This is a genomic window from Oceanobacillus timonensis (assembly GCF_900166635.1).
Lineage (GTDB): Bacteria > Bacillota > Bacilli > Bacillales > Amphibacillaceae > Oceanobacillus > Oceanobacillus timonensis.
The window spans coordinates 439079-463981 of sequence record NZ_LT800497.1 but is presented as its reverse complement, the minus strand read 5'-3'; the positions used below and the strand labels follow the sequence as shown (position 1 = coordinate 463981).

General features: G+C 39.6%; 23 protein-coding genes and 1 riboswitch. Of the genes, 11 read left to right on the top strand and 12 right to left on the bottom strand.

Features of this window, described 5'->3' with window-relative positions; translation table 11 throughout:
• The first annotated feature begins 196 nt into the window (after positions 1 to 196).
• The 3 genes from B7E05_RS02600 to B7E05_RS02590 all read left to right on the top strand — a co-directional run bounded on the left by B7E05_RS02600 (position 197) and on the right by B7E05_RS02590 (position 2640).
• On the top strand, positions 197 to 529 hold the full coding sequence (locus B7E05_RS02600; protein WP_080872275.1) for a winged helix-turn-helix transcriptional regulator: 333 nt from the start codon (positions 197 to 199) through the stop codon (positions 527 to 529).
• A 181-nt stretch (positions 530 to 710) separates the two neighbouring features.
• Positions 711 to 1193, top strand: a complete 483-nt coding sequence (locus B7E05_RS02595) for a PH domain-containing protein (protein WP_080872274.1) — start codon at positions 711 to 713, stop codon at positions 1191 to 1193.
• On the top strand, positions 1186 to 2640 hold the full coding sequence (locus B7E05_RS02590) for a PH domain-containing protein (protein ID WP_245832931.1): 1455 nt from the start codon (positions 1186 to 1188) through the stop codon (positions 2638 to 2640). The genes B7E05_RS02595 and B7E05_RS02590 overlap by 8 nt, the downstream gene beginning before the upstream one ends.
• A 59-nt stretch (positions 2641 to 2699) precedes the next feature.
• Here B7E05_RS02590 and B7E05_RS02585 read toward each other — a convergent pair whose 3' ends face one another.
• The 3 genes from B7E05_RS02585 to megL form a co-directional block, all read right to left on the bottom strand.
• Entirely contained in the window at positions 2700 to 3215 is a 516-nt protein-coding gene (locus B7E05_RS02585) for an acyl-CoA thioesterase (RefSeq protein ID WP_080872271.1), read from the bottom strand.
• Between the two features lie 127 nt (positions 3216 to 3342).
• Entirely contained in the window at positions 3343 to 4782 is a 1440-nt protein-coding gene (gene cls, locus B7E05_RS02580; RefSeq protein WP_080872270.1) for a cardiolipin synthase, read from the bottom strand.
• A 192-nt stretch (positions 4783 to 4974) separates the two neighbouring features.
• Positions 4975 to 6156 (bottom strand): methionine gamma-lyase, encoded by a 1182-nt coding sequence (megL, locus tag B7E05_RS02575; RefSeq protein WP_080872268.1) that lies wholly within the window; start codon positions 6154 to 6156, stop codon positions 4975 to 4977.
• Positions 6157 to 6363: 207 nt separating this feature from the next.
• Between megL and rarD the strand changes: the two genes are divergently transcribed.
• From rarD to B7E05_RS02550, 4 genes are all read left to right on the top strand, one after another.
• Positions 6364 to 7284 carry an EamA family transporter RarD gene (rarD, locus tag B7E05_RS02565; protein WP_080872265.1) on the top strand — a complete coding sequence of 307 codons (921 nt, stop codon included), beginning with the start codon at positions 6364 to 6366 and terminating at the stop codon, positions 7282 to 7284.
• Positions 7285 to 7434: 150 nt separating this feature from the next.
• Positions 7435 to 7533: riboswitch (SAM riboswitch) on the top strand.
• 92 nt (positions 7534 to 7625) lie between these two features.
• On the top strand, positions 7626 to 9284 hold the full coding sequence (locus B7E05_RS02560; protein WP_080872263.1) for an O-acetylhomoserine aminocarboxypropyltransferase/cysteine synthase family protein: 1659 nt from the start codon (positions 7626 to 7628) through the stop codon (positions 9282 to 9284).
• A gap of 273 nt (positions 9285 to 9557) precedes the next feature.
• Entirely contained in the window at positions 9558 to 10460 is a 903-nt protein-coding gene (locus tag B7E05_RS02555) for an SGNH/GDSL hydrolase family protein (RefSeq protein ID WP_245832929.1), read from the top strand.
• A gap of 18 nt (positions 10461 to 10478) precedes the next feature.
• Positions 10479 to 11138 carry a YpmS family protein gene (locus tag B7E05_RS02550; RefSeq protein ID WP_080872259.1) on the top strand — a complete coding sequence of 220 codons (660 nt, stop codon included), beginning with the start codon at positions 10479 to 10481 and terminating at the stop codon, positions 11136 to 11138.
• 69 nt (positions 11139 to 11207) lie between these two features.
• Here the strand turns inward: B7E05_RS02550 and B7E05_RS02545 are convergent, their stop codons facing one another.
• Positions 11208 to 11786 (bottom strand): hypothetical protein, encoded by a 579-nt coding sequence (locus B7E05_RS02545; RefSeq protein ID WP_080872257.1) that lies wholly within the window; start codon positions 11784 to 11786, stop codon positions 11208 to 11210.
• Positions 11787 to 12529: 743 nt separating this feature from the next.
• Here B7E05_RS02545 and B7E05_RS02540 point away from each other — a divergent pair.
• Positions 12530 to 14155 (top strand): ABC-F family ATP-binding cassette domain-containing protein, encoded by a 1626-nt coding sequence (locus B7E05_RS02540; protein ID WP_080872256.1) that lies wholly within the window; start codon positions 12530 to 12532, stop codon positions 14153 to 14155.
• Between the two features lie 66 nt (positions 14156 to 14221).
• On the opposite strand, the gene B7E05_RS02535 is transcribed toward B7E05_RS02540, so the two are convergent.
• Positions 14222 to 15172: an L-threonine 3-dehydrogenase gene (locus tag B7E05_RS02535; protein WP_080872254.1), complete on the bottom strand. Its 951-nt coding sequence runs from the start codon at positions 15170 to 15172 to the stop codon at positions 14222 to 14224.
• Between the two features lie 88 nt (positions 15173 to 15260).
• The gene (locus B7E05_RS02530) at positions 15261 to 16451 is read right to left on the bottom strand and encodes a glycine C-acetyltransferase (protein ID WP_080872252.1); all 1191 of its coding nucleotides are present in this window, start codon (positions 16449 to 16451) and stop codon (positions 15261 to 15263) included.
• A gap of 199 nt (positions 16452 to 16650) precedes the next feature.
• Here B7E05_RS02530 and B7E05_RS22015 point away from each other — a divergent pair, with 199 nt between their 5' ends.
• Positions 16651 to 16788: a hypothetical protein gene (locus tag B7E05_RS22015; protein WP_179134432.1), complete on the top strand. Its 138-nt coding sequence runs from the start codon at positions 16651 to 16653 to the stop codon at positions 16786 to 16788.
• A 158-nt stretch (positions 16789 to 16946) separates the two neighbouring features.
• Here the strand turns inward: B7E05_RS22015 and B7E05_RS02525 are convergent, their stop codons facing one another.
• On the bottom strand, positions 16947 to 17900 hold the full coding sequence (locus tag B7E05_RS02525; protein ID WP_080872250.1) for a 3D domain-containing protein: 954 nt from the start codon (positions 17898 to 17900) through the stop codon (positions 16947 to 16949).
• A gap of 259 nt (positions 17901 to 18159) precedes the next feature.
• A complete protein-coding gene (locus B7E05_RS02520; RefSeq protein ID WP_080872248.1) occupies positions 18160 to 19038 on the bottom strand; it encodes a DUF1002 domain-containing protein in 879 nt (292 codons plus the stop codon).
• A gap of 950 nt (positions 19039 to 19988) precedes the next feature.
• Here B7E05_RS02520 and B7E05_RS02515 point away from each other — a divergent pair.
• Together B7E05_RS02515 and B7E05_RS02510 are read left to right on the top strand one after the other, a co-directional pair.
• Positions 19989 to 21239 carry an MFS transporter gene (locus B7E05_RS02515; RefSeq protein WP_425435103.1) on the top strand — a complete coding sequence of 417 codons (1251 nt, stop codon included), beginning with the start codon at positions 19989 to 19991 and terminating at the stop codon, positions 21237 to 21239.
• A gap of 329 nt (positions 21240 to 21568) precedes the next feature.
• On the top strand, positions 21569 to 21814 hold the full coding sequence (locus tag B7E05_RS02510) for a YuzB family protein (RefSeq protein WP_080872245.1): 246 nt from the start codon (positions 21569 to 21571) through the stop codon (positions 21812 to 21814).
• A gap of 65 nt (positions 21815 to 21879) precedes the next feature.
• Here the strand turns inward: B7E05_RS02510 and B7E05_RS02505 are convergent, their stop codons facing one another.
• The 4 genes from B7E05_RS02505 to B7E05_RS02490 form a co-directional block, all read right to left on the bottom strand.
• A complete protein-coding gene (locus B7E05_RS02505) occupies positions 21880 to 22257 on the bottom strand; it encodes a RidA family protein (protein ID WP_080872244.1) in 378 nt (125 codons plus the stop codon).
• Positions 22258 to 22431: 174 nt separating this feature from the next.
• Positions 22432 to 23082, bottom strand: coding sequence for a lysozyme family protein (locus B7E05_RS02500; protein ID WP_080872242.1), 651 nt, complete (start codon positions 23080 to 23082; stop codon positions 22432 to 22434).
• Entirely contained in the window at positions 23079 to 23504 is a 426-nt protein-coding gene (locus B7E05_RS02495) for a hypothetical protein (RefSeq protein WP_080872241.1), read from the bottom strand. Before B7E05_RS02495 ends, B7E05_RS02500 begins: the two co-directional genes overlap by 4 nt.
• A 16-nt stretch (positions 23505 to 23520) precedes the next feature.
• Positions 23521 to 24861 (bottom strand): MATE family efflux transporter, encoded by a 1341-nt coding sequence (locus tag B7E05_RS02490; RefSeq protein ID WP_080872240.1) that lies wholly within the window; start codon positions 24859 to 24861, stop codon positions 23521 to 23523.
• Between the last annotated feature and the right edge of the window lie 42 nt (positions 24862 to 24903).

The window sequence follows — 24903 nt, the reverse complement described above, 5'->3', positions numbered from 1 at the left end:
ACGGAATAATGTTTTATATTCTCTTACCTTTTTATTATTTCATACTGCTGTAAATATTTCCAAAAATATTCTCGAAAGTCCCCAACATTTCGGCTTTCATTTACTGTCTTCCCTATTTATGATACCCTATAATTAAATTACTTTTCGTAACCAATGCATGTTTAGATACAAGACGATTCTATGGGGAGGTGGAACAATGAATCAGTTATGTCCTCGTTTTGAAAAAGCAATGGTCTTATTAAGTACACGCTGGGTCGGGCTCATTTTATTTGAATTATTAAAGGGAGCGAAACGTTTCTCAGAAATGGAAGCTGATCTTCCAATCAGCGGCCGCTTACTTTCGGATCGTTTAAAATTGCTGGAAAAGGAAGGAATTGTAAAACGGAATATCTATTCGGAATTCCCGGTCCGTATCGAATATACGTTATCCCAAAAAGGCGAAGCACTAGAGCCTGTTATTACAGATATTCAGCGTTGGGCGGAAGAATATATTACAGCAGAAGACCTAGCAAATAAAGAAGTAGAGTAACTCGGCTTTTCATTCCTTTCCGTTCCATTGTAAATAATCCAAATGTATGATGAATTGGCCTTCCCTCTTTCACACTGATTCATAAATACATTTGGATTTATGAAGTTTTTCTTAAATCTTTTCTTAACTCCCCTGATGTGTAGTATGATAAAATTATCTTAAAAACAAGGAGCGGAAACCTATGCGGGAACAGCCTAATGTGAAAATTGCCACCGATGCTATCAAGGCATGGCAGCTCACAGCACATCTCTATGCACTTATCTCTTTACTCATCACGGTTGCAGCAATTGTTGTCTATATGATGTTCGATTTTCTGCCTATTTGGATTGTATTCATCCTGGCTGCTCTTGCAATAATAGAATGGACTGTGACAGCATTTATTATTCCGAAATTAAGATGGCGCAGATGGCGTTATCAGGTTTATGACCAGGAAATTTACATACAACATGGGATACTTATTGTGACACGGACGATTGTACCAATGATTCGTGTCCAGCATGTTGATACGCAACAAGGCCCTATTTTAAAAAAGTATAAGCTGGCAACTCTGGAAATATCAACGGCAGCAACGACCCATCAGATACCTGCATTATCTGAAGAGGAAGCTTCTAATCTGCGCGACCAAATTTCCGAATTAGCGAGGGTGGAACAAGATGATGTCTAATCCAAAGCGACTGCATCCTGCTGCCATCCTGTTTGATATTCTCCAGTCCTTGAAACAATCGATTTTAGGTCTTTTGCCAATTGCTATTGTGGTCATCAGTAATGGGGCTTCTTTTTACCTGGTGATTGGTATCGCCATTATCATTGCTTTGATTATTTTATCCAGTGTTTTATCATGGTTCCGTTTCACTTATCAATTAGAAGAAGACCAGATACGGATTAACCGGGGCATTATTGTCCGTAAAAATCGCACAATATCCAAGCATCGTATTCAGTCTATCGATTTATCACAAAATGTGATTCACCGCATCTTCGGTTTAACAAAAGTAGCGATTGAAACAGCAGGTAATGATCCTTCGACGGATGCTGCTTTATCTGCTGTTAAGATGGAAGACGGGCGTATGCTTCATGATGCATTAAAATACAATAAGGATGCCTCCGAAACAGGATCTCCGGGAGTGTCAGAAGAAGTTGAAAATGAACCGGATGAATCCAGTCTGCCGAAGCGAACTATCACTCTTCAAGCGCTGTTTATTACTGGTTCCACTTCAGCAAGTTTCGGAATTTTAATCGGGATTTTCTTCGCCGCCTTCTCTCAGGTGGAAGCCTTGATTCCGGATCAATTTTATGATGAAACAGTGCGCCTTGCTCTGTCACTTGGCTTGCAAATGATTATTATTTTTGCGATTCTTGTTGTCTTATTTTTATGGTTTTTAAGTATTCTTTATACGGTAGTAAAAGATTGGAAATTCACCATTACACGTTATGAAAAAGAATTGTTTATTACAAGAGGTTTATTGGAGAAAAAACAAACGACGATTCCTTTGAAACGTATCCAGGCTGTTGGAATAAAAGAAACACCCATTCATCAATTATTGGGATTTGCACGGCCTTATGTGGAGATCGCCAGTGCAACCACGGATAATAGCCAGGAGGTCAATACAATTATTTTTCCGCTGCTGCGTAAAAAAGCATTTGCAGCTTTTCTGGATGAATTTCTGCCGGAGTATACATTCTATACGGAAAATCTGATTCACCCTCCCCAAAAAGCATTGCCATATTATTTATGGCGTTCTATGAATGTCCCATTGCTGGCGGTTATTATTGTTGGGATTTTCTTTTCCACTTACACCTGGATACCTGCTCTGATTATGCTGGCTGCCGGATTAATGGGACTGGCAGCATTTAAATCAGCCGGTTATGCGATGGATAAACAGCAGATAACGATTCAGGGGCGGTTTTTCAGCAAGGATACTGCTATCATCCAGCATCGCAGAGTTCAGGCTTTGCAGCGGAAACAGCATATCCTTCACCGCAAACAGTCCCTTGCTACGTTAGATATGGCTATTTTAAATAAAGGAGCCGGACGCCATTTTGTTATTAAGGAGCTGCGTACAGCAGATAGTTATGTGATAGCTGACTGGTATTCTTATCGGGAAGAAGCGTAACGTAAAAAACCGGGTACCATCAAAAAATAGATGGTACCCGGTTTTTCATATAGGTTATTTTATTTTTCTGTCCGATAAACCGTGCCAAATGATTCTGCAAGCTGTTTGGATTGTTTTTTACGATCTGCACGGCGGCTGGCACGAAGCGGTGCACTTTCATGAAGCATTTTTTCATCATCTGTTTCCGGATAAACTGGCGGTACTTCCATTGGTTTCCCATTTTCATCAATGGCAACAAACGTCATAAATGCCGTTGTGCAAGCTGTCCGCTCCCCGGACCGGATATCTTCTGTAATCGCCCGGATAAATACTTCCATAGACGTATGATGCGTCCAGGTCACAAAGGCTTCAATGGAAATATAGTGCCCCCCTTTTACGGGAGCTAAAAAATCGACAGAATCCGTAGATGCTGTAACGACCGGGTTATTTGCATGTTTAACTGCTGCAATAGCGCCAATATCATCAAGATGCGCCATTAATTTCCCGCCAAATAAAGTCCCGTATTGATTCGTATCCGGCGGAAGTACATGTGTTGTTTTTAATGCTACTGATGCGGAACATGGTTTTGCATTCATCTCTTTTTCCTCCTGCTTTACTGTTTTATGAAGGTTCGGCGTCCTTTTTGCTTATTTCAGGACACTTACCCAGTTCGTTTCATTATGAAGAACCACCTGTAAACCTCCCGTTGTATAAAGTTTCATCCTATAATACGGGGGCAATTAAACGGGAGACCGACTCCTTAAAACGAATACCGATGGAACGTTTTTCATATAGTTTTTTCGTCATTTGTGTGGAATGTGCCAAATCGTTGTCAAACTCTTTCATTAATCGCTCCACAACATTAATATCGTATAAAAATGCATTCACCTCAAAATTAAGGCGGAAACTCCTTACATCAATGTTTGCCGTACCGACAGTGGCTATATTCCCATCCACGATAATCGTTTTTGCATGTAAGAATCCCTTCTGATATATAAAAATGTCTGCACCAGCGTTCAATAAATCACCGCAATAATACATCGTTGCCCAATAGACAAATGGATGATCCGGTTTATTAGGGATCATAATTTTCACATCCACACCGGATAATACGGCAATACGAATAGCATCACGTAAGCTTTCATCGGGTATAAAATAGGGGGTCTGAATATAGATATACTCTTCCGCTTCCATGATCATCTTCATATACCCATTTTTGATTTGTTCATATTCTGAATCTGGACCGCTGGAGACAATCTGCATACCGATTTTCCCTCCGGAAACCGTCTGGAAATGTTCTTCCTCATAAGAAATCTTGTGCTTGGATGCCTGATTCCAATCCAATACAAAGCGTGTCTGCATACTTTGCACGGCATCCCCTTTTAGCCGCAGATGGGTGTCACGCCAATATCCCATTTTTCTTTTCAACCCTAAATATTCATCCCCGACATTAAAACCGCCAATATAACCGATTTCCCCATCAATAATCGTTAATTTCCGATGGTTCCGGTAGTTGATTTTAAAATTAATAATAAATCTGGACGGGAAAAATGCTTCAACGAGAACGCCAGCTTCCCTCAGTTTTTTTATGTAGCTTCTTTTCAATGATCTGGACCCCATATCATCATATAAGAGCCTTACACATACACCCTCTTTTGCCTTCTTAATCAAGGCATTCGCAAGCCTGGTCCCCAGCCCGTCACTCCGCATAATATAATATTGCACATGAATATGATGCTTAGCACGGTTTATATCTTCTAAAAGCGCTTCAAATTTTTCGTGGCCATCTGTGTAAATATCCACGCCATTATTTTCTGTATAAACAGCTTCCCCATTACGAAGATGTAAATAGACCAAATCAAGATGTTTTCTTAAATCCTCATGGTTTAATTGAAATGTGTCTTTTTCGATGGCATGAATCTGTTTTTGTACAGCTTTTTTTACATCCATCCGGCTGCGCTGATCCCACTTGAATATATGACTATTGCTGATGGGACGTCCAAAAACTAAATACAGAATAAACCCTATAATCGGGATAAATAATAACACCATTACCCATGCCCAAGAAGAGGTTGGATCCTTCCGCTCCAGAAAAATAATGGATATAGCCAGCGCAATATTTATAACAAACATTAGACCGATAATTATTGAATATAATCCCATATATCCTGCTCCTATCACTTCTTCTCCAACAAAAGAAAGTCCCCTCTTATCATAGCATAAAACGGCACTTCATTCAGCGGGGACGAGTAAAGTTTTGTTTCGTAAGGTACGATATCGCCCCGCTGAATCACATTTTACTCTGTCAAAAAAAGGACTCCCTATGACGCTCAGGGATAAAGAACGACATGATTTTCAATGCGTTAAAGCCTGATCCAAATCTTCCCATACATCCTGCCATCCCTCAATCCCGACGGATAACCGTATTAAAGCATCTGTAACTCCCATTTTTTGACGCTGTTCATAAGGAATTACAGCGTGTGTCATCGTAGCTGGATGCTGAATTAATGTTTCGGTATCACCAAGACTGACAGCAATTTTTATTAACTCCAGTTGATTCAAAAACGCCTGCACTTCCGCTTTTCCACCATCTAATTCAAAAGAAAGTGTACCTCCGCCGGATTTCATTTGTTTTTTCGTAATGGCATAGCCGCTATTTTCCGGGTCGCCAGGATAAAATACCTGTTTCACCTTTGGATGCTGCTTTAATTTTTCTGCAATGTGTAAGGCATTTTCTGCATGTCTATCCATTCGAAGCGGTAATGTCTTGAGACCGCGAATCACCAGCCAGGCATCAAATGGAGAAAGCACCCCGCCAATATCCTTTTGTGTGGTTGCAGCGATTTGGTCTATTAATCCTTGTTTCCCTGCTGCCAGTCCTGCAATCACGTCGCCATGCCCGCTTAAATATTTGGTGGCACTATGCACCACGACATCTGCTCCCAATTCCAGCGGACGTTGTAAATACGGTGTAGAAAATGTATTATCCACCACCACTAAAATGTCATGTTTTTCAGCAATGCGAATGACCAGCTCCAAATCAATCACTTCCATGGTTGGATTAATCGGTGTTTCAATATAAATCACTTTTGTTTCCGGACGGATATAATCCTCCATACTTTTAGCATCGGTCATTGCTACGTAGTCTGTTTGAATATTGTATTTTTCATCCATCATCGACAGCAGCCCGTAAGTACATCCATATAGCCCGGAAGAACAGATGATATGGTCATTTGCTTTGGTAAGTGCAATTAATACCGCAGATATCGCAGCCATTCCTGAAGCAAAAGCTAACCCTTTTTCCGCCTTTTCCAGTGCTGCCAGTTTTTTCTCCAGAATTTGTACGGTTGGATTGCTGACGCGGGTATAGACATGCCCTTCTTCTTCTCCGGCAAAGCGGGCTGCTCCCTGTTCGGCTGTATCAAATGTGAATGTAGATGTTTGAAAAAGCGGCGGCGTCAAACTGCCCAGAAGTTCTTTGGAATCATATCCTTCATGAATCATTGCCGTTTCCATATGTTTAAACTTTTTCCCCATTTATATTCTCTCCCATCCTTGGTAAAGATGATACATTCTGATGTGTCTCTCTTTATGATAAAGTATTCTTGTGCTGTTGGGAATGTTTCCGTTTTAGAAATTTGTTTAAAATTAAGAAATAGATTATTTGAAAAAGCATTGCTTCCTTTCTTATAAAGTTTTAATATTAATTTTAGTTTCATTTTTTTCAGAAGGCAGGAATGTATCATGGAGGATAAATCTTTAAAACAAGGAGCAGTTATTACCTTTGTTGCTTATTTATTATGGGGAATCTTCCCAATATATTGGAAGTTTCTAGAACACGTTCCAGCTGGCGAGGTACTTGCTCACCGGATTGTCTGGAGCTTAGTATTTATGGTTTTCTTAGTGCTGGTGACTGGTAATTGGCGTCATCTGATGGAAACCGTTCACGAGCTAAAAAACGATAAAAAGAAAACCATTGCTATCGGTACAGCTTCTATTGTGATATCTATCAATTGGTTTCTATTTATTTTTTCAGTACAGCATGGACATGTGCTACAGGCTAGTTTAGGCTATTATATCAATCCTTTAATCAGTATTTTATTAGCGGTCTTTGTATTGAAAGAAAAAACAACAAAAGGACAAGTCCTATCTTTCATCCTTGCAGGGATTGGGGTGCTTTATTTAACACTGAGTTATGGTGTGTTCCCTTGGATTTCGCTGTTATTAGCGCTCACCTTTGGTTTTTACGGACTGATTAAAAAGACGGTCAACCTGCACGCCATGTACGGATTGACGATTGAAACACTCGTGGTTGCACCCATTGCTCTACTATATTTAATCTTTATCCCATCGGAAGGATCATTTACTTTTTCTCCTTTGTTTGCACCGGACAATCTTTTGCTCATAGGAGCAGGTATCGTTACTGCAGTGCCTTTACTGTTATTTGCTGCAGGTGCTAAACGAATACCATTGGCAATGGTTGGTTTTTTGCAATACGTCGCTCCGACAATTATGTTCTTCCTGGGCGTGTTTCTATATAATGAGACGTTCACCGTGCACCATATGATTACCTTTGCACTGATCTGGTTTGCGCTTGTTATCTATATGGTAAGTATTTATCGGGATACGCCGCGCAAAAAAGGAAAGAAGAAGGCAACCGCATAGCTTCAGCCCGTTTTATTAGCTCAAATGATCAAGCAGGAATAGGAAGGTTTCTTGAAAAGGAACCTTCCTATTTCAATTCCTAGTAAAATACTTGACTTTTAATCTGTAAAACTATATACTCGCTAGTAATTTCAAAATATTTAGCAGAATCTCTTATAAAGAGCGGTGGAGGGAATAGGCCCTAAGAAGCCCGGCAACTTGAAGCATCAGGTGCTACATCCTACAGATACATCATCTGAAAGATAAGAGAGAGTTCAAAGTCACTTATAAGAGCTCTCTTCATTTTAGAAGGGCGCTCTTTTTTCATTGAAAAGTGTGTTCAAAAAAAGGGAGGAAATACAATGTCAAATAACCGCTTACAGCAGGACGAAACGATTTTATTACACGGAGGACAAGTTCCGGACCCTGCTACCGGAGCCCGTGCAGTCCCTATCTATCAAACGACTTCTTATGTATTCCGTGACACAGAACATGCACAAAACTTATTCGGATTAGCTGAACCAGGAAACATCTATACCCGCATGATGAATCCGACGGTAGATGTGCTGGAGCAGCGGATAGCGCAATTAGAAGACGGTGTCGGTGCTTTAGGCGTATCCTCGGGAATGGCTGCCATTACGATGACCATCTTAAATATTACACGCGCTGGAGACGAAATTATTACAGACAGCAATCTGTACGGCGGAACGTATAATTTATTTGCCAACACGCTTCCTCGATATGGAATCGATGTGAAATTTGTAGACGGTACTGATCCAGAAGCTATTGAAGCTGCGATTACGGATAAAACCAAAGCTATCTTTGGTGAAATCATCACCAATCCGAGTCTATATATCTTTGATGTCGAAACAGTGGCTGATATTGCGCATCATCATGGCATTCCTTTAATTATAGATAATACATTTGCACCTTATGTTGCCAAACCGCTGACTTGGGGCGCAGATATTGTCGTTCACTCTGCCACAAAATGGATCGGCGGACATGGTACAACGATTGGCGGTATTGTTGTAGACAGCGGCAGATTTGACTGGAACAATGAGAAATTCCCTGACTTTATTGAGCCGGATGAAAGCTATAACGGCTTAAAATATGCGGATTTGGGACCAGCCGCTTTTATTACGAAATTGCGTGTTCAGTTATTACGTGATATTGGCCCTGCACTCAGTCCGCAAAGCGCCTTTTTATTACTGCAAGGATTGGAAACATTGCATCTACGAATCAAGCAGCATAATGAAAATGCGGAAAAACTGGCCGCTTATCTGGAAAAACATCCTGCAGTAGAATGGATTAACTACCCAGGGTTAGAGTCACACCCATCCCACCAGCTTGCTAAAAAATATTTAAAAGGCGGCTTTGGTTCCGTTATTACGTTTGGGATTGAAGGCGGCCGTGATGCAGGCCGTACTTTAATTGATAATGTAGAGCTCTGGTCTCATGTTGCCAATGTCGGGGATGCCAAATCACTGATTATTAACCCTGCTTCTACAACGCACCAGCAGCTAACAGCTGAGGAATTGAAAAAAAGCGGAACACCAGAGGAATTGGTCCGTTTATCAGTCGGTCTGGAAGCATTCGATGATATAGTAGCTGACTTGGATCAAGCCATTGATAAAGCAACAGGAAAATCACTGGGAAATCAACAATCTGCTGAAGAAATAGCGGTACAAAATTTGTTGCAATCTCCATTTGACCGCAGCGAAGGCGTCCGTAAGAAACGGATTGTTACTATTGGTATCGCGGATGAAGACATTGTACCTCTATATAAATTGGGTTATGAGGTTATTCCGGCAGCAGATACAGATGAGGTGACAACAGATATACTGACTGGAGCTGATGCAATTTGGCTGCAGGAAGGCAAAGCGGTACCAGAAGAAAATGCGGCTTATCAAGGAACGATTTTATTCACTAAGTCACATCCCGACGTAACATCTGACATATTCATCCTTTCCAATGTGCACCCGCCAGAGCTTGCTCTAAAGTTACGCAGTTCCGGACGTTAATGTGTACAAGTTCACCATACCTGTCTTTCTTCTATCGATTACGGTATATTTCACAGAAGAAAGATGGGTATATTTGTGTTATAATAAATGTTCAGTGACGTCTTCTAGCATAAAACTTAGAAGGCGTTTTTCGTTTCATTTGTTTAGTATTCTCTATCCTTGATTAAAATATAAATAGATAAACAGGAAAGCAAATTCCTTTTGAATTCATAGGTAATTTTATTTGCTCCCACATAAACTAGAAGAAAAGAACACGTAGGTGTGATGATGAAGATGACAAAAAAGAAATGGCTTATTCTCATTAGCTCCCTTCTCGTTGTTGTAATTGCAGTTATTGCTATTTTACAGCTCCCCTATTTCCAGTTAAACTCTGAACAAAGGGAAAGAGAAGATGCGCTGAGAGAACAAATTACGCCTGAAGAAACAAACGATGAAGAAGATGAACAAGAAGACGAAAGTGAAGAGGTCATGGGGAATAACGACGAACAGGAAAATGGCCCCATAGCTGTTGATGAAGAATTGGAGAATACATTTGATTTTGCTTCCGATGAAGATGTAGAAATCGTTACACTGGGAGATTCCCTGACACAAGGCGTAGGAGATGATACCAACCAGGGCGGTTACGTCGGGATATTAGACAGAACACTGCAGATTCTGTATACGAATATTCACTTTACGAACTTTGGCAAGCGTGGAAATCGTTCTGATCAATTGCTGAAGCGGCTGGAAGAAGAGCCGGAAATCGCAGATGCCCTTGAAGAAGCGGATATTGTCATTATGACCATCGGAGCAAATGATATTATGCGGGTGCTGAAAGAAAATATCATGGATTTAGAAATCAACTATTTTAATGAAGAACAAACCTTTTACGAAGAACGATTAAATGATATATTTGACGAAATTCGTTCTATCAATGATGATGCTTCTATTTATCTATTAGGCATATTTAATCCTTTTAAAAATTATTTTGAAGACATTGAAGAACTCGATCAGATTGTCCTTAACTGGAATGATACAGGCAGAGAAATCGTCAACCAAAATGAGAACAGCACCTTTGTACCCATTGATGATTTATTCGATGACACAACGGTAAATTTATTCGCGGATGATAATTTCCATCCTAATTATGACGGATACTATTTAATGGCTGAGCGCATTCTGGAATATTTTAATTAAGTTGGGATGAACATAACAATGAGAGCAAAAAACAGACGTTTTAAAATAAATAATAAGTGGAAGGCCGGCTTTCTTGCCCTTCTTATTTTGAATGGTATCATCTTACTTGTATTGCTGGCACTGATTTTTTGGCCGGTTTCCAATAATGCATTCCCTCCAAAGTCTACGATAGATGAACAAGAAAGCTCGGAGTTTTATATTCAGACGACCAAGCAGAATTTAAACAATTTAATCAATGCCTATGTTGAAAAATTGCTGGAGGGGTCGGATCATCACTACCGTATTTTACTGGAAGATGATGTCCACCTGATGGGAGAACTTCCTGTCTTTTCATCCACCGTTCCTTTATCGGTCCGTCTTGAACCGATCGAACAGGCAAATGGCGACCTGGTATTGCAGCAAAAATCTATCTCTGTTGGGCTTTTAGAGCTTCCGAACAAAAAAATCATGGAATATATGGATCGATTTTTACCAATGCCTGAATGGGTGACCATCGATCCGGACAGCCAAGAGATTTATGTAGCTGTAACAGATATGGATTTGGAGGGGAATTTTGACGTTGCGGTACAGCATATGGATTTGGAAGCAAATAATATTACGATGAAACTGGTTGTTCCTTATGAAACGCTTGGCATTCAAGACGTCAGCATGGATGCCATGCAGGATTTATTTGAATAAAGGGTAAGAAAAAGCACAAACGCTTCATCATGCGTTTGTGCTTTTTCTTTAAAATTCTTTATCATCAATCTACAAATTAGAAATATAAGATAATGATGGCTGTTCCGTTTCTGATAAAGAATCTATATTTTTATACTGTAACAAGACGCCTTCATAAACAAGCTTTAAATTGGAAGCACTTCGAATATCTTCCGGTGTGGTAAAGTATGGATCTTTTGTTAATGGAAGGCTCGTTACATTTTGTAATATCGTAGCTACAAACTGTGAGCAGAAAAATGCTGTTTGACGTGTGATTTTTACGTTCATCATAACTCCAATCAGCCCGATAAAATTATAACGATACTTCTCTTTGTCAATTTCTATATGTTGAATAAAGGATGTAATATATTCATATTCTTTTCTGGTCACTTCCAGTTCATAAATTTCACATCTGGATTGGTTTAAAAAAGGGGAGGAAATATCCTCTTTCACAAAACCACCAATAAATGGATTATTAGGTTGCTTTCTCCCAAAGCTATAAACTTCTGTTAATTCTCTATCTAAAGCAATCGAAACATGGTTTAACGGCTCCTGGGTATACAGATGAATCAATCGTGACAGATAACTGCCTGTATCCGTAAACAGCAAATAAACCGTCCTGCTTTTCATCTTATTGTCCCCCCTCCTCGGACATACCTTTTTTATTAATATATACAAAAGCTTTTTCATATACAATAGCTGAAGTAAAAAAATATATGTGATATCTAGATAGAAAGAACCAGAGAACTCCATTCAATTCATTTTGGCAGCTTCTCTATCCCTTCTCATTACGTATGAAATGGCAATAAGTTTCACCAGTTACATGAATTTGTAATTTTTTGCATATCATAAGCACTTCATATTTCGTTAGCCTGTTCTTATGATGTATTATATGAAAATGAATTGATTTGGTATCCATATCTGTTGATTATTCTTGTACAATTGATTTCTCTTTTTCTCCATAAGATCAAACAACGAATGCTCACGCAAATGCATATCTTATTTTTTTGATTAACCGGTTTTTCAGCTTACTTTTATATTACCTGCTATTTCCTTTATCGATAATAACCCAGCGCCATATTTTCAGCTAAGCCTCTAGGTCTATGCTGTTTTTTCTTATTGAAAGATAGAATTGAACGATTTAACCGTCTTATCTTGCATTGTATCTCTAAATAACGTAAACTTATTCTGATAATGATTTTTTCTGCGGTGTAAACGCTCATAAAATTCGTGCTTCAAGATAGAGAAAAATAACGCTGCACATACAGGAAATAATGGAAGCCCACACCCTGATTTATTCAAACAGCATTCGGTGGCAGGAAAACAAAACGGCCGCTGAGTGAAGTTTCATTTTATTGGAGGCAATATATACAATGTTAACTGTAACCAATGTTAGTTTACGATATGGTGATAAGAAACTTTTTGAAGATGTTAATTTAAAATTCACGCCGGGAAATTGCTATGGTGTAATTGGTGCAAACGGAGCAGGAAAATCAACTTTCCTGAAGATTCTTTCCGGTGAAATTGAACCGCAATCCGGTAACGTATCCCTTACTCCAGGCCAGCGTCTGACAGTTTTAAAACAGGATCACTTCGCTTATGAATCACACCCTGTTCTGGAAACTGTATTAATGGGGCATGACCGTTTATACCAGGTCAAGCAGGAAAAAGACGCAATCTATATGAAACCTGACTTTAGTGAAGAAGATGGAATCCGTGCTGCTGAGCTCGAAGGTGAATTTGCAGAAATGAACGGTTGGGAAGCGGAGTCTGATGCTGCTGTTCTTCTTAAAGGTCTCGGTGTCGACGAATCTGTTCACGATTTAAAAATGGCTGACATTCCGGAAGAACAAAAAGTAAAAGTTTTACTGGCGCAAGCTTTATTCGGTAATCCGGATATTCTTCTTCTCGACGAGCCGACAAACGGATTAGATATCCAGGCTATTCAATGGCTGGAAGAGTTCCTGATTCAATTTGAAAATACCGTTATCGTTGTATCCCATGACCGTCACTTTTTAAATAAAGTATGTACGCAAATTGCGGATGTCGATTACGGAAAAATTCAGCTCTATGTCGGAAACTATGATTTCTGGTATGAGTCCAGTCAACTCGCTTCTCGTATGGCACAGGATGCGAATAAGAAAAAAGAAGAGAAAATCAAAGAGCTGAAAGAATTTATTGCCCGCTTCAGTGCGAATGCTTCAAAATCCAAGCAGGCAACTTCCCGTAAGAAAATGCTGGATAATATTACGCTGGATGATATTAAGCCATCTTCCAGGAAGTATCCATATATCGCTTTTAATCCAGAACGTGAAATCGGAAATGATTTACTGCAGGTAAATCATTTATCGAAAACCGTTAATGGAGTGAAAGTGTTAGATAATGTGAACTTCACACTTAAACCAAACGATAAAGTAGCGCTCGTGGGCAAGGATGATATTGCCAATACAACATTATTGCAAATTATTGCTGGAGAACTGGAGCCGGATGAAGGTTCTTACAAATGGGGAATTACAACTTCTCAGTCTTATTTCCCGAAAGATAATTCCGAGTTCTTTGATGGTGTGGATTTAAACTTAGTAGATTGGCTGCGTCAATACTCTCCTGAGGATGAAACAGAAACATTCTTACGTGGTTTCTTAGGAAGAATGCTGTTCTCCGGAGAAGAAGCAAAGAAAAAAGCAAATGTCCTTTCCGGAGGAGAAAAGGTGCGCTGTATGCTTTCTAAAATGATGCTTTCGAAAGCAAATGTGCTCATTTTAGACGAGCCGACAAATCACCTTGACCTTGAATCTATTCAGGCACTAAATAACGGACTTGTTAAATTCAAAGGATCAATTATCTTTACTTCCCATGACCATGAATTTATCAACAGTATTGCAAACCGGATTATGGAAGTAACGCCAAATGGTATGATGGATAAAGAAATGTCTTATGATGAGTATGTACAGGATAACAAACTGCAAAAACAAATAAACGATATGTATACAACAGCATAATAGCAGGATTTGTTCCTTAAAAATGGTGCGGTAAATTTATATAATTTACCGCACCATTTTATTATTTCATGCACTATTCTTCTTTATCTTGTCACGTACTTTTTCCAGCATATCAGCTGTCATAGCATCCATATCATATACCGGTTCAAACCCCCATTCTGCTTTGGCAGCATCTGTATTGATTCTGTTCGGCCAGCTCTCTGCAATTCCTTGTCTGACAGGATCTACCTGATAATTCATTTTAAAATCAGGAAGGTGCTTCCGGATTGCTTCTGCAAAATGCTCGGGCGCTGCAGACATCGCTGTAATATTAAATGCATTGCGATGTTTTAACCTGTCAGGATCTGCTTCCATCAGCTGAATAATCGCCTCCAATGCGTCCGGCATATACATCATATCCATATGGGTTCCTTCTGCAATATAGGAGGTATATGTCCCTGTCCGAAGCGCTTCATAATATACTTCCACCGCATAATCGGTTGTACCGCCGCCAGGAGCAGTCACATAAGAAATTAATCCTGGAAAACGGACACCTCTCGTATCTACTCCAAATCTGGAGTAATAGTAATCACAAAGAAGTTCCCCCGCTACTTTATTGACTCCATACATCGTTGTCGGCCGTTGCAATGTATCTTGCGGTGTATTATTTTTCGGAGTACTCGGACCAAAAGCACCAATAGAACTAGGAGTGAAAAATTTTACATTTAATTCTTTCGCAGCTTCCAGAGCGTTGACAAGACCTCCCATGTTAAGTTCCCAGGCTACCTTTGGGAAAGCTTCCGCCTTTGCCGATAAGAGTGCAGCTAAATGAATAATCGTATCAACCCTGTATTTTTTTGCAATTTCATAAATCTCTTTTTCCCTGGTCACGTCCATTTCTTCAAATATTCCTGACGGGTTCTCAGGGCTACGGATATCAGAAGCAATGACATTATCTTCTCCATGTGTGCGACGAAGTTTCTCCGTTAATTCTGATCCGATTTGCCCTAATGCACCAGTTATTAAAATTTTTTTCATCTCGGAAAACTCCCCTTAGAGGCCGTTCAAAAAATGATGCATATTTCTTTTTGTATTTCTATCCTTTTTTGAACATCCCTTTTCTTTTTTAAATGAGGTTCATCTCTTTGCCAATCTTTTCATAAATGCGGATAGCACGGTCCAGCATTTCTTGTGTATGTGCAGCGGTCGGCATATTCCGGACACGTCCGGTACCTTGTGGAACTGTCGGGAATACAATCGCTTTCGCATAAACACCTTCTTCGTATAGCCTCTTACTAAATGTCTGAGCTTGTTTTTCATCCCCGATAATACAAGGGGTAATCGGTGTTTCACTGTTTCCAATATCAAAGCCAAGCGCTTTTAATCCTTTTTTCAAGTAAGCGCCTTTCTCCCACAGCTTCTTATTCAATTCCGTACTTTCCATTAACATATCAATCGCTCTGGTACTCGCTACTGCATCTGCCGGGGACACAGCTGTAGAAAATAAAAATGGACGGGAACGGACTTTAAGCCAATCAATGAGGGACTGTTTCCCTGCTACATAACCTCCAATGACACCAATTGCTTTGGACAATGTGCCCATTTGGAAATCCACTTTCTCCTGCAGACCAAAATGCTTTACCGTCCCGGCTCCGTCTCCAGTTACGCCGGAACCATGGGCATCATCGACATAGGTGATTAAATCGAATTCTTCCGCAATATCCACAATCTCCGGAAGCTTGGCGATATCTCCGTCCATCGAAAAAACCCCGTCCGTAATGACCATCACTTTATTATATGCTCCTGATTCTACCGCTTCTTTCGCTTTCTCACGTAAATCTGTCATATCTGAATGTTCGAACCGAATTATTTTTGCTTTCGATAAACGGCAGCCGTCAATAATGGAGGCGTGATTTAAAGCATCTGACAGAATCGCGTCATGTTTATCCATAACAGCTGAAATCGCTGCCATATTACAGTTGAATCCGGACTGGTAAGCAATCGCTGCTTCCGTTCCTTTAAATAGAGAAATTTTCTTTTCCAACTCCATATGCAAATCAAGGGTTCCATTAATGGTACGTACAGCGCCGGCTCCGACGCCATGAGAATCAATCGCTTGCTTTGCCGCATCTTTTAAATCTGGATGCGTAGCAAGCCCCAGGTAATTATTGGAAGACAGGTTGATTTGTTTTTTTCCCTCTATTTTAATTTCAGGACCATTTGCACCTTCTACGGTATCAATCTCATTGTAAAGACCTTTTTCCTTTAAATTGGCAATATTAGATTCCAAAAATTGATCCAAATTTCGGCTTGTCATTTCGTATCATCCTCCCTTAAATCGCTCATCAATGTAAGCCTTTTCAATTATAACATATAAATATCCTTCCTCTTTCATTTACAGAATTAACGAACATATATGAAAATAAATGTTTTTCCTGCTAGCCAAGACGCTTACATTGTCCTATACTTAGATAGTTGCATATTATTTAAGATACGATGGAGGGTTGTACAGAACCATGCGAAAGATTCTACTTACTTTGTTCATTTTTGTCATTGCTGCAGTAGGGGCTTTAGGCTATTCAAATGCTCATGACGATAATAATGAAGAAATTGAACAAAGTCCGGCTTCCACTGCTACTGAAATCCACAATTAAGACGTTTACAAAAACAGCACATTCTCCTTGGACTTTTTGCTAAAGGGATTAAAAATAGATGATGGTTGATAATGATAGCTAAACACTTATGTATTTCAATCACTTTGCAAAAAAATAGCTTAAGAGTATCATATACTCTTAAGCTATTTTTATATCATTTATTCAACGATTGTTACGTTAACTTGTTGTCTTCCATAATCTTCAGCTTCTCCTTGAGAAGGTACATGAAGATCGACTTTATTTCCTGAAATTGCGCCGCCAGTATCAGCAGCAGTTGCGTGACCATAGCCTTCTACATAAACTTCACTTCCAAGTGGAATCACGTTTGGATCTACTGCAATCACTTTTGCATCAGGATCTTCGCTTAAATCTTTACCAGTTGCAGTAACACCAGAGCATCCATTACAGTCTGCTGTGTATGCTGTTGCTTCTACAGAAATTGTTTCGCCTTCTGGAGAACCATCATCTGAAGATTGCTCTTCTGATTCAGAAGCAGATGTATCTTCAGTTGAAGTTTGTTCTACAGTTGCTTCTTCCTGTGCTGGTTCGCTTTCTTCTTCAGTAGATTCTTCTTCTGTTGCTGATTCTTCAGCTGGTTCTTCGGAAGATTCTTCTTCTTGTGCTGGTTCTTCAGCTGGCTCTTCGGAAGATTCTTCCTCTTGTGCTGGTTCTTCAGCTGATTCCTCTGTAGCTTCTTCTTGTGCTGGTTCTTCTGTTACCGGTTCAGCTGACGCTCCGTTAATAGATAATTCATTACCGACTACGATAACATCAGATGAAAGACTGTTCCATTCTTTAATATCACTCACAGATACATCAAATTCTTTTGCAATAGCTGAAAGGGTGTCCCCTTTTTCTACTGTGTATACTGTTTCTTCCCCATCTTCATCATCGGATTCACTTACCTTAATAACATCTTTCGGGTGAATGACCTCTGATTTAAGATTATTTATATCAAGTAAGTTTTGTACGCTTGTATCATATTGAGCCGCAATCTTCCATAAGCTCTCTCCTGATTCTACCTTGTGTTCATTTGCGTCAGCGGAAACTGTTGTTGCAGCTGCACCGGTAATAATAAAACCAGCAGATAACGCTGCTACGAGTTTTCTCATCTGATAACCTCCTTATGTTTTTTCACAATGACTATCCTATCACAGGAGATAAAAGAATACAGTTACAGAAGAGTTAAGTGTCAATGACATTCATTACATATCACTTGTTCACTATTACATTTGTAACACGTTTGTTATAGAGGAAAAGGAAAACGGATGCATTATGACAAACCCACGTCAAATGCTTGCCTCTGTAATATTTAAAAAGAGCTCTCTATGATTAGAGAACTCTTTGTCCATGCCTGTCAGCATGCAATTATCAACCAAAAAAGTTTGCAATGGAACGGAAGATATCACTAAAGAAGTTCGCCACTCTCTCCCAAAATCCCTTGTCTAAACCTAAATCTTCCGCTCTTTCGACAAGGTCGTTTGTAATATCCTCCAGCTGATCTCTCATCGCTCCAAAATCAATGTCCAAATCTCTCATTCTATTTACCAAATCAATAAGCATTTCCCGATCCGCATCATTTAATTGAATCTCCAGATTGTTCAGCTGCTCATTAACAATTTGCTCTACTTCTTCTCTTGTAACTGGGTCTTGTTCTGCAATCATTTTTTTGATTTCTGTTAATAGTGTACTTACATCTTCATCACTGATATCTTCATTATCAGCTAAATCTGTTGCTACTTCTAATTCATCATTTGCTAGTTCCATCCGTTCTGGTTCTAAATCTTCTCCTTCTACATCATAGGCTTTATAAATCCCTGTCAATGCAGAATGGCCAGATACTTGGACAGGTGAAACAACATCTACCGTAGCATTTTCTGCTCCTGCTGTTAATAAAGCGTTCATATACATCTCTCTGGTTACTTCAGTTATATTATCCGGTGTTAAAATATTTACTTCCAGCCCGGTTCCATTTGATTCTAACGTAATTCCTGCAGAAGAATACATATTTGCATCTGGATTTCCATCTATAAAATCAGCATAATCCTGCCCTGTCACATCATGTTCTTCGTATGTGTCATCCTCTGATATATCCAGCGTTTCCCTGACTTCTTCCCGTTGATCTTCACTAAGCTTTTCCCCATAGATAATCGTTGTATTGGAAGCTGCCGAAACAGGCAATAAAATACTGAAAAATAATATGCAGCTTAGCGCAACGTACTTCCATAAGGATAAGAACTTTTTATTCATTTTGTTTACTCCTTTTCTCCGTAAGAGCACTTCTCTTACTTTTGATATTTGGTATGAGCAACTATCGTCATCTATTATAACGCTTTGCAAAATGGATTACATGTTTTTAAACAATTAAATTTTCATAAAGTAAAACTTCCTTCAGTAGGGGTTTCTTTCACCCCCACTGAAGGTTAGTTGAACAAATCGGGCCGTTACTGGCTGCCCTATCTCCCACTTAGAAATAACAATTTTCCTTCATTTCTTGAAGTGGGAGTCTTACAAATGCTCTTCGATGGGACGAATAAGCGCAGTAATGCTGTCAGGTTAATAAATTTTTAAAAAATATAGTTGCTACAAGCAGAGAGCAATAAAGCTAACCAGCGGAGGAAAAACACGGAGACTCCTGCGGGAAAGCGCAGTGGGAAGACCCCGCAGAAAAAAAGCGAACTTCTTTTTTTCGAGGAGGCTGAGCTCAAGCCCGCGGAAAGCGTAGTGTTTTTCCGGAGTGGTCATACTAACCTGAAAACATTGGTAAGCGCAAAAGCTCTTCGGTGGGGCGAGTAATCGCAGTCCCAGCTAGTTACATTGCGATAAAAACGGACGTGGACAACGGAAAAAATACTATTTTAAATAAATATCCTTTGTATAGGAGTAATGGGAAAAGAATTATTTTTTGAGCAGATACCTTTTCTTTTAATTCGTATTCATGTATATTTGGAGTAGCGAAATAAATGAAGCTGATTTCCGTCTATTTCCGAAATGCTCTGTTGCATGATTAGGAAATGACGAAGAGGATTATCGTTTCATTTAAGAAAGTATTTAAACGGACGGCTGCAGATTGTCACAACGAAGGTATGGGTTATAAGAACTTATGCCTTTTTCATGTGTTCTTAAGCACCTGTGTCATCTGGAACAGGTTCTTATCAATTTGCAGTTTTTACAGTAAAAAGAAAGAAGGTTTGAACGTTATTGATACACATGCAGGAGTAAAACGGAACTTAGCGATTATGTGGTTTGCTAATTTTTTTATTAGCGGCAGTATGACAATGGTAGTACCTTTTATTTCCTTATATATTCAGTCGATGGGAAATTTCTCTGACTCGTATGTGCAGACTTGGTCTGGATTAACCTTTGCCGTAACATTCATCAGTGCCTTTATTTTTGCACCAATTTGGGGAAGAGTCGGTGACCGCTTCGGCAGAAAACGGCTGCTGATTATGTCGGCATTCGGCATTGGCATTTCCGTCTTTTTAATGGGCTTTGCTACAGCCGTGTGGCAATTATTTATTTTACGCCTGTTAATGGGAGTTGTAACCGGGTTTATCCCGATGTCCCAAGCATTTATTTCAACCCAGACACCGAGAGAGGTGGCAGGAAGAGTATTAGGAACCTTGCAGACTGGTACCATCACCGGTCAATTGATGGGTCCTTTATTAGGTGGTGTATTAGCCGATACATTCGGATATGCCAGCACGTTTAAATGGGTTGCCGGAACTATCTTTATCTCCGGATTGCTCGTTACCTTTGGCGTGAAAGAGATGAAAATTAAATATTCAACAGAAGAAGAGGACACCAAAAAATTCTCCAGCAAAGAGTTATTGCAGCACATTATGCATAAACCAATCTTAGTGATTGTTCTGCTGATGTCTGCTCTTGTACAAATTGCACACTTTAGTGTCCAGCCCATTTTATCTTTATTTGTAGAAAAAATTCATGGCCCGGTCAATCTCGCATTCTTTGCAGGTATTGCTTTCTCAGCAACTGGCGTTGGAAACTTGATTATGACCAGACGTTGGGGACGCATTGGAGATAAACATGGTTATACCAAAATATTGATTATTATGCTATTTGCATCTGGTCTGGTGTACCTGCCAGGTATGTTTATCACAGGTATTTGGCAGTTAGTTGCTTTACGGTTCATGCTCGGTCTATTCCTTGGAGGAGTAATTCCAATCCGGGTCGCCTATATACGTCAGGAAGCACCGCTGTCCACACAAGGAGAAGTGCTTGGCTATGACACCAGTTTACGCTTTTTCGGTAATATTGTCGGACCAATGCTTGGCGGTACGATTGCAGCAACCTGGGGATTCTCATCCGTCTTTTTAACAACAAGTCTGCTGCTCATACTTTGCGGCTTTATTATGCTTATTGCTTGGTTACGATATGAACATGAACCAAATGCAAAACGTTCCCATTCACATTCTTCCGTCTCTAGGTAAAAAAATTGATTTGTTTCTATAATTATGCTAAAACTGACTAGCGAAGCAATCATAATATGAGTTTAAAAAGTTGCCAATGGTTTTCGATGGGGCGAGTAATCGCAGTCCCAAATTAGAAGCAAGAAGATCAAGGCGATGTAGCTTTTGCGAACGGACTTCCACAGGATGTGGTGACTTCTGTGTTGTCCACAGGACGTGGACGATTTTAACAGAAGTTCCTCTATGCTTTTAAATACGTGAGTATCGGAAAAGCTGCGTCAACTAAAGCGTTCGCCGCTTATTATTTGGTGGCTTTTTAAACATCCTTTTTTAGAAAGAAAGTGATAGCAATGGGTATCGTTATCGTAGAAATATGTGACGGAAACACCATCACTACGATAGATATTGAAGCCATCCTGGAAGAAGAATTCCCTGAAGTGGCGGTTATTACAAATGAATGCTTGTCATTTTGCGGCCTATGTGCTGTTCGGCCATATGCCTTAGTCAATAATAAACGTGTATTTGGCAAGACAGCGGAAGAATGTCTTGATAAAATACGTTTGCAGATAAAAGAAGAGCTTGCCGTTTATGAATAACGGCAAGCTCTTTTTTACACGTTAGGAAAGGATAATTGAAAATTCCTTTGAGATGGAGATAACAATTATGCTTTACGGTATGCTACAAGATCCATTTCTACAAGAACGTCCTTTGGAAGACGGCTTACTTCCACACAAGCACGTGCCGGATAAGGCTCTGTTAACGCATTCCCATAAATATCGTTAACGGTAGCGAAATCTTCCATGGAATTTAAGAAAATCGTAAATTTTACTGCGTTTGCAAAGCTCAAACCCGCTTCATCCAAAATAGCTTGTAAATTTGCTAATACTTGTTTCGTTTGTGCTTCAATTCCTTCTACTACCTCACTTGTCTCCGGATTAATTGGAATTTGTCCGGAAATATAAAGGAAATCTCCCGCCTCTATTGCTTGAGAGTATGGTCCAATTGCTGCTGGTGCATTACTTGTTTGAATAGCTTTCATGAAAATCAATCCTCCACCTTGTTTTTTAGAATACATATTGTTGTCAAAATCATCAGTTAATTATCCCAAAAATAACTTGGACAATATCGCTCTTTCCTCACGCAAAAAGATATGACAACCTTTGTATGTAGAAAATAATTCTATAAGAGAATTATTTTCCATACTATTATCATATCAGTTTTCCTGTTCTATTTCTATTGCTTCCTTATAAGACATTACAGAAGAGACATAGTAGATGTCGCCGTAACAAGCATCCAATTCTTCCGCTTCCTCTCTGCGACAGCCGTAAACAGAGCTTTCTTTTCCTGCTTCTTCATACATTTGCCGGGAATAAGCAATCGCAGCTTCTTCCGAATAATTTTCTTCCGTTTCCCGTACATAATCAATGAAGCCCGGACCAAAATTATACGCTTGTACCGCTAATGCTTCATCTTCTTCTGCTTGTTGATATATCCAGGCAAAAAAGGATATTCCCTGCTCAATAGATTCTTCCGGGTCATCAATACATCCTTTTTCACCACACAGACTTTCAGATGATTGCATTGGATCTGTCCCGTTTCCTCCTGACTCCTGCATGATAATAGCAAGAATGGTATTCGTCTGTTCTTCCATTCCGTGCTGTTTTGCATATTTTTCAACAAGCGGTTTGTACTCCCACATTTGTTGGCTTAAGGACGGCCGGGGCTCTTTAGACTCCTGTTCTGCACTATCATTCATATTATTGACCAGCAAAGAAAGGAAAATGAAAATAAATATAAAAACAAATCCGATAACTACAATATATTTCAATAATTCTTTGATATGACGCAATCTTCTTCGTTTCATTCATTGTTCTCCTTTAACCGTTCACCTGTCTTCAGCATCCCCCATATAGAAAAACCATATACGATATGTCCGGCAATCCAAATAAGCCATGCTCCTGTATTGTCTATTTCCGGAGTTCTGTCAGATAGTATCGTGGCAGGAAAAATAAGCAGACCGATTGCAGCATTACAAACGACATAAGGCAGCAGCTTCCGTTCCATTTTTTTCTTTTTTAATATGAAATAGAGAAGCTGGACAACTGCCACTGAAACAATCAGATGGAAAGAAAATGCTAACCAACCTGGTAAATCCATCTCGCCAAGAACAGGAAAATAATCCACATTCATCAGCAGCGTATAAACAGGAATGGCAGTCCATTGCTGCAATATATACAAGAAACCGCCGAGTACAAAGCCAGATACCAAACCGATGAACCAGATCATTTATTATCCCCCTACCTTAAGCATCTGCAAATAAGTTCTTTTCTCTCCACTTTCCAAAACGATAATACAGGACAGCAGCAATACTGCTGAGGATAAAGCTTGCTCCTACACCGATGGCAATACCGGTTTCACCAAATAGATGGGAGAACAAAGCAGCTAGGGGATAGCGCAGTATCCAGAAAGAAATAATATTTAATATCAAAATTGGATACATTGCTCCTGCTGCACGAACAACTCCGTTCAAAATAAAATTGATTCCTAAAAATGGATAGCATAATGCAACAATCTGAAGATATAATGTTCCAAATCGGACAGATGCTTCATCCTGAATAAATAATCTTACACCAAATTCAGCAAAAATGGCCACGATAATGCCGATAAAAAGCATAATAAGAAAATTATAAATCACACCGTACTTCGCTACATCTCTGACTCTTGCCCTGTTTTGCGCACCAATATTCTGACCTGCCATACTGGAAATAGCAATACTTAAAGCATGCGCAGGCAACATTAATAAACTGTCCAGACGCTGTGCCGCACTATATCCCGAAACGACTGCTTCTCCATGTCCAGCCACTACACCGATAATTGCTGCTGCTCCAGCGGAAATGACAGCCATCTGCAGACTGGAAGGGATACCAATATGCAAAATTAATTTAATCTCTTTCCATTTTGGCAAACTTGGTACCGTAAACGGCGCTAAATTTTTCTTTAGAATATAAAAGAGTCCGATTAAAAAGGAAAAACCTTGCGATATTACAGTAGCGTAGCCTGCTCCTATGATCCCCCAACCAAATACATGAATAAAAAGCGGATCCAAGATTGTATTCAATAACACAGCTGTTGTCACAAAATATAGCGGTGTCTTACTGTCTCCAATCGAGCGCAGCACCGTGCTGATAAAGTTGTAACCAAATAATAAAAGAATTCCGATAAAGTTAATCCGCAGATAAGTAGCTGCATCTGCCACCATTACTTCCGGCGTTCCCAATAAATGCAACAGCATCTCGGCAAAAATAGTTCCGGATATACCAAGTACAAGCGCAATACTTGTCATAAGAACAACAAAAGCATTCAAGTAACGCTTTAACCCGTCTTCATTCTGCTTCCCCTTTTGCTGGGATAAAATCGTTAACGCCGCATTGTTTAAACCGATGATAAAGGAGAGCACAACAAATAAAATACTCCCTGAGATGGCAACGGCTCCTAAAGCATTCGCACCAAGCAGATTCCCGACCCAAAGACTATCTACAAATTGATACGATGTCTGCAACAGGTTTGCCAAAAGAATCGGTCCTGAAAAATAAAAAAGACTTTTGCCAATACTTCCTTCTGTAAAATCATATTTCTTAGCCATTGATTTACACTCCTGTTTTTTCTTTCCTCTTTCCTTACAATT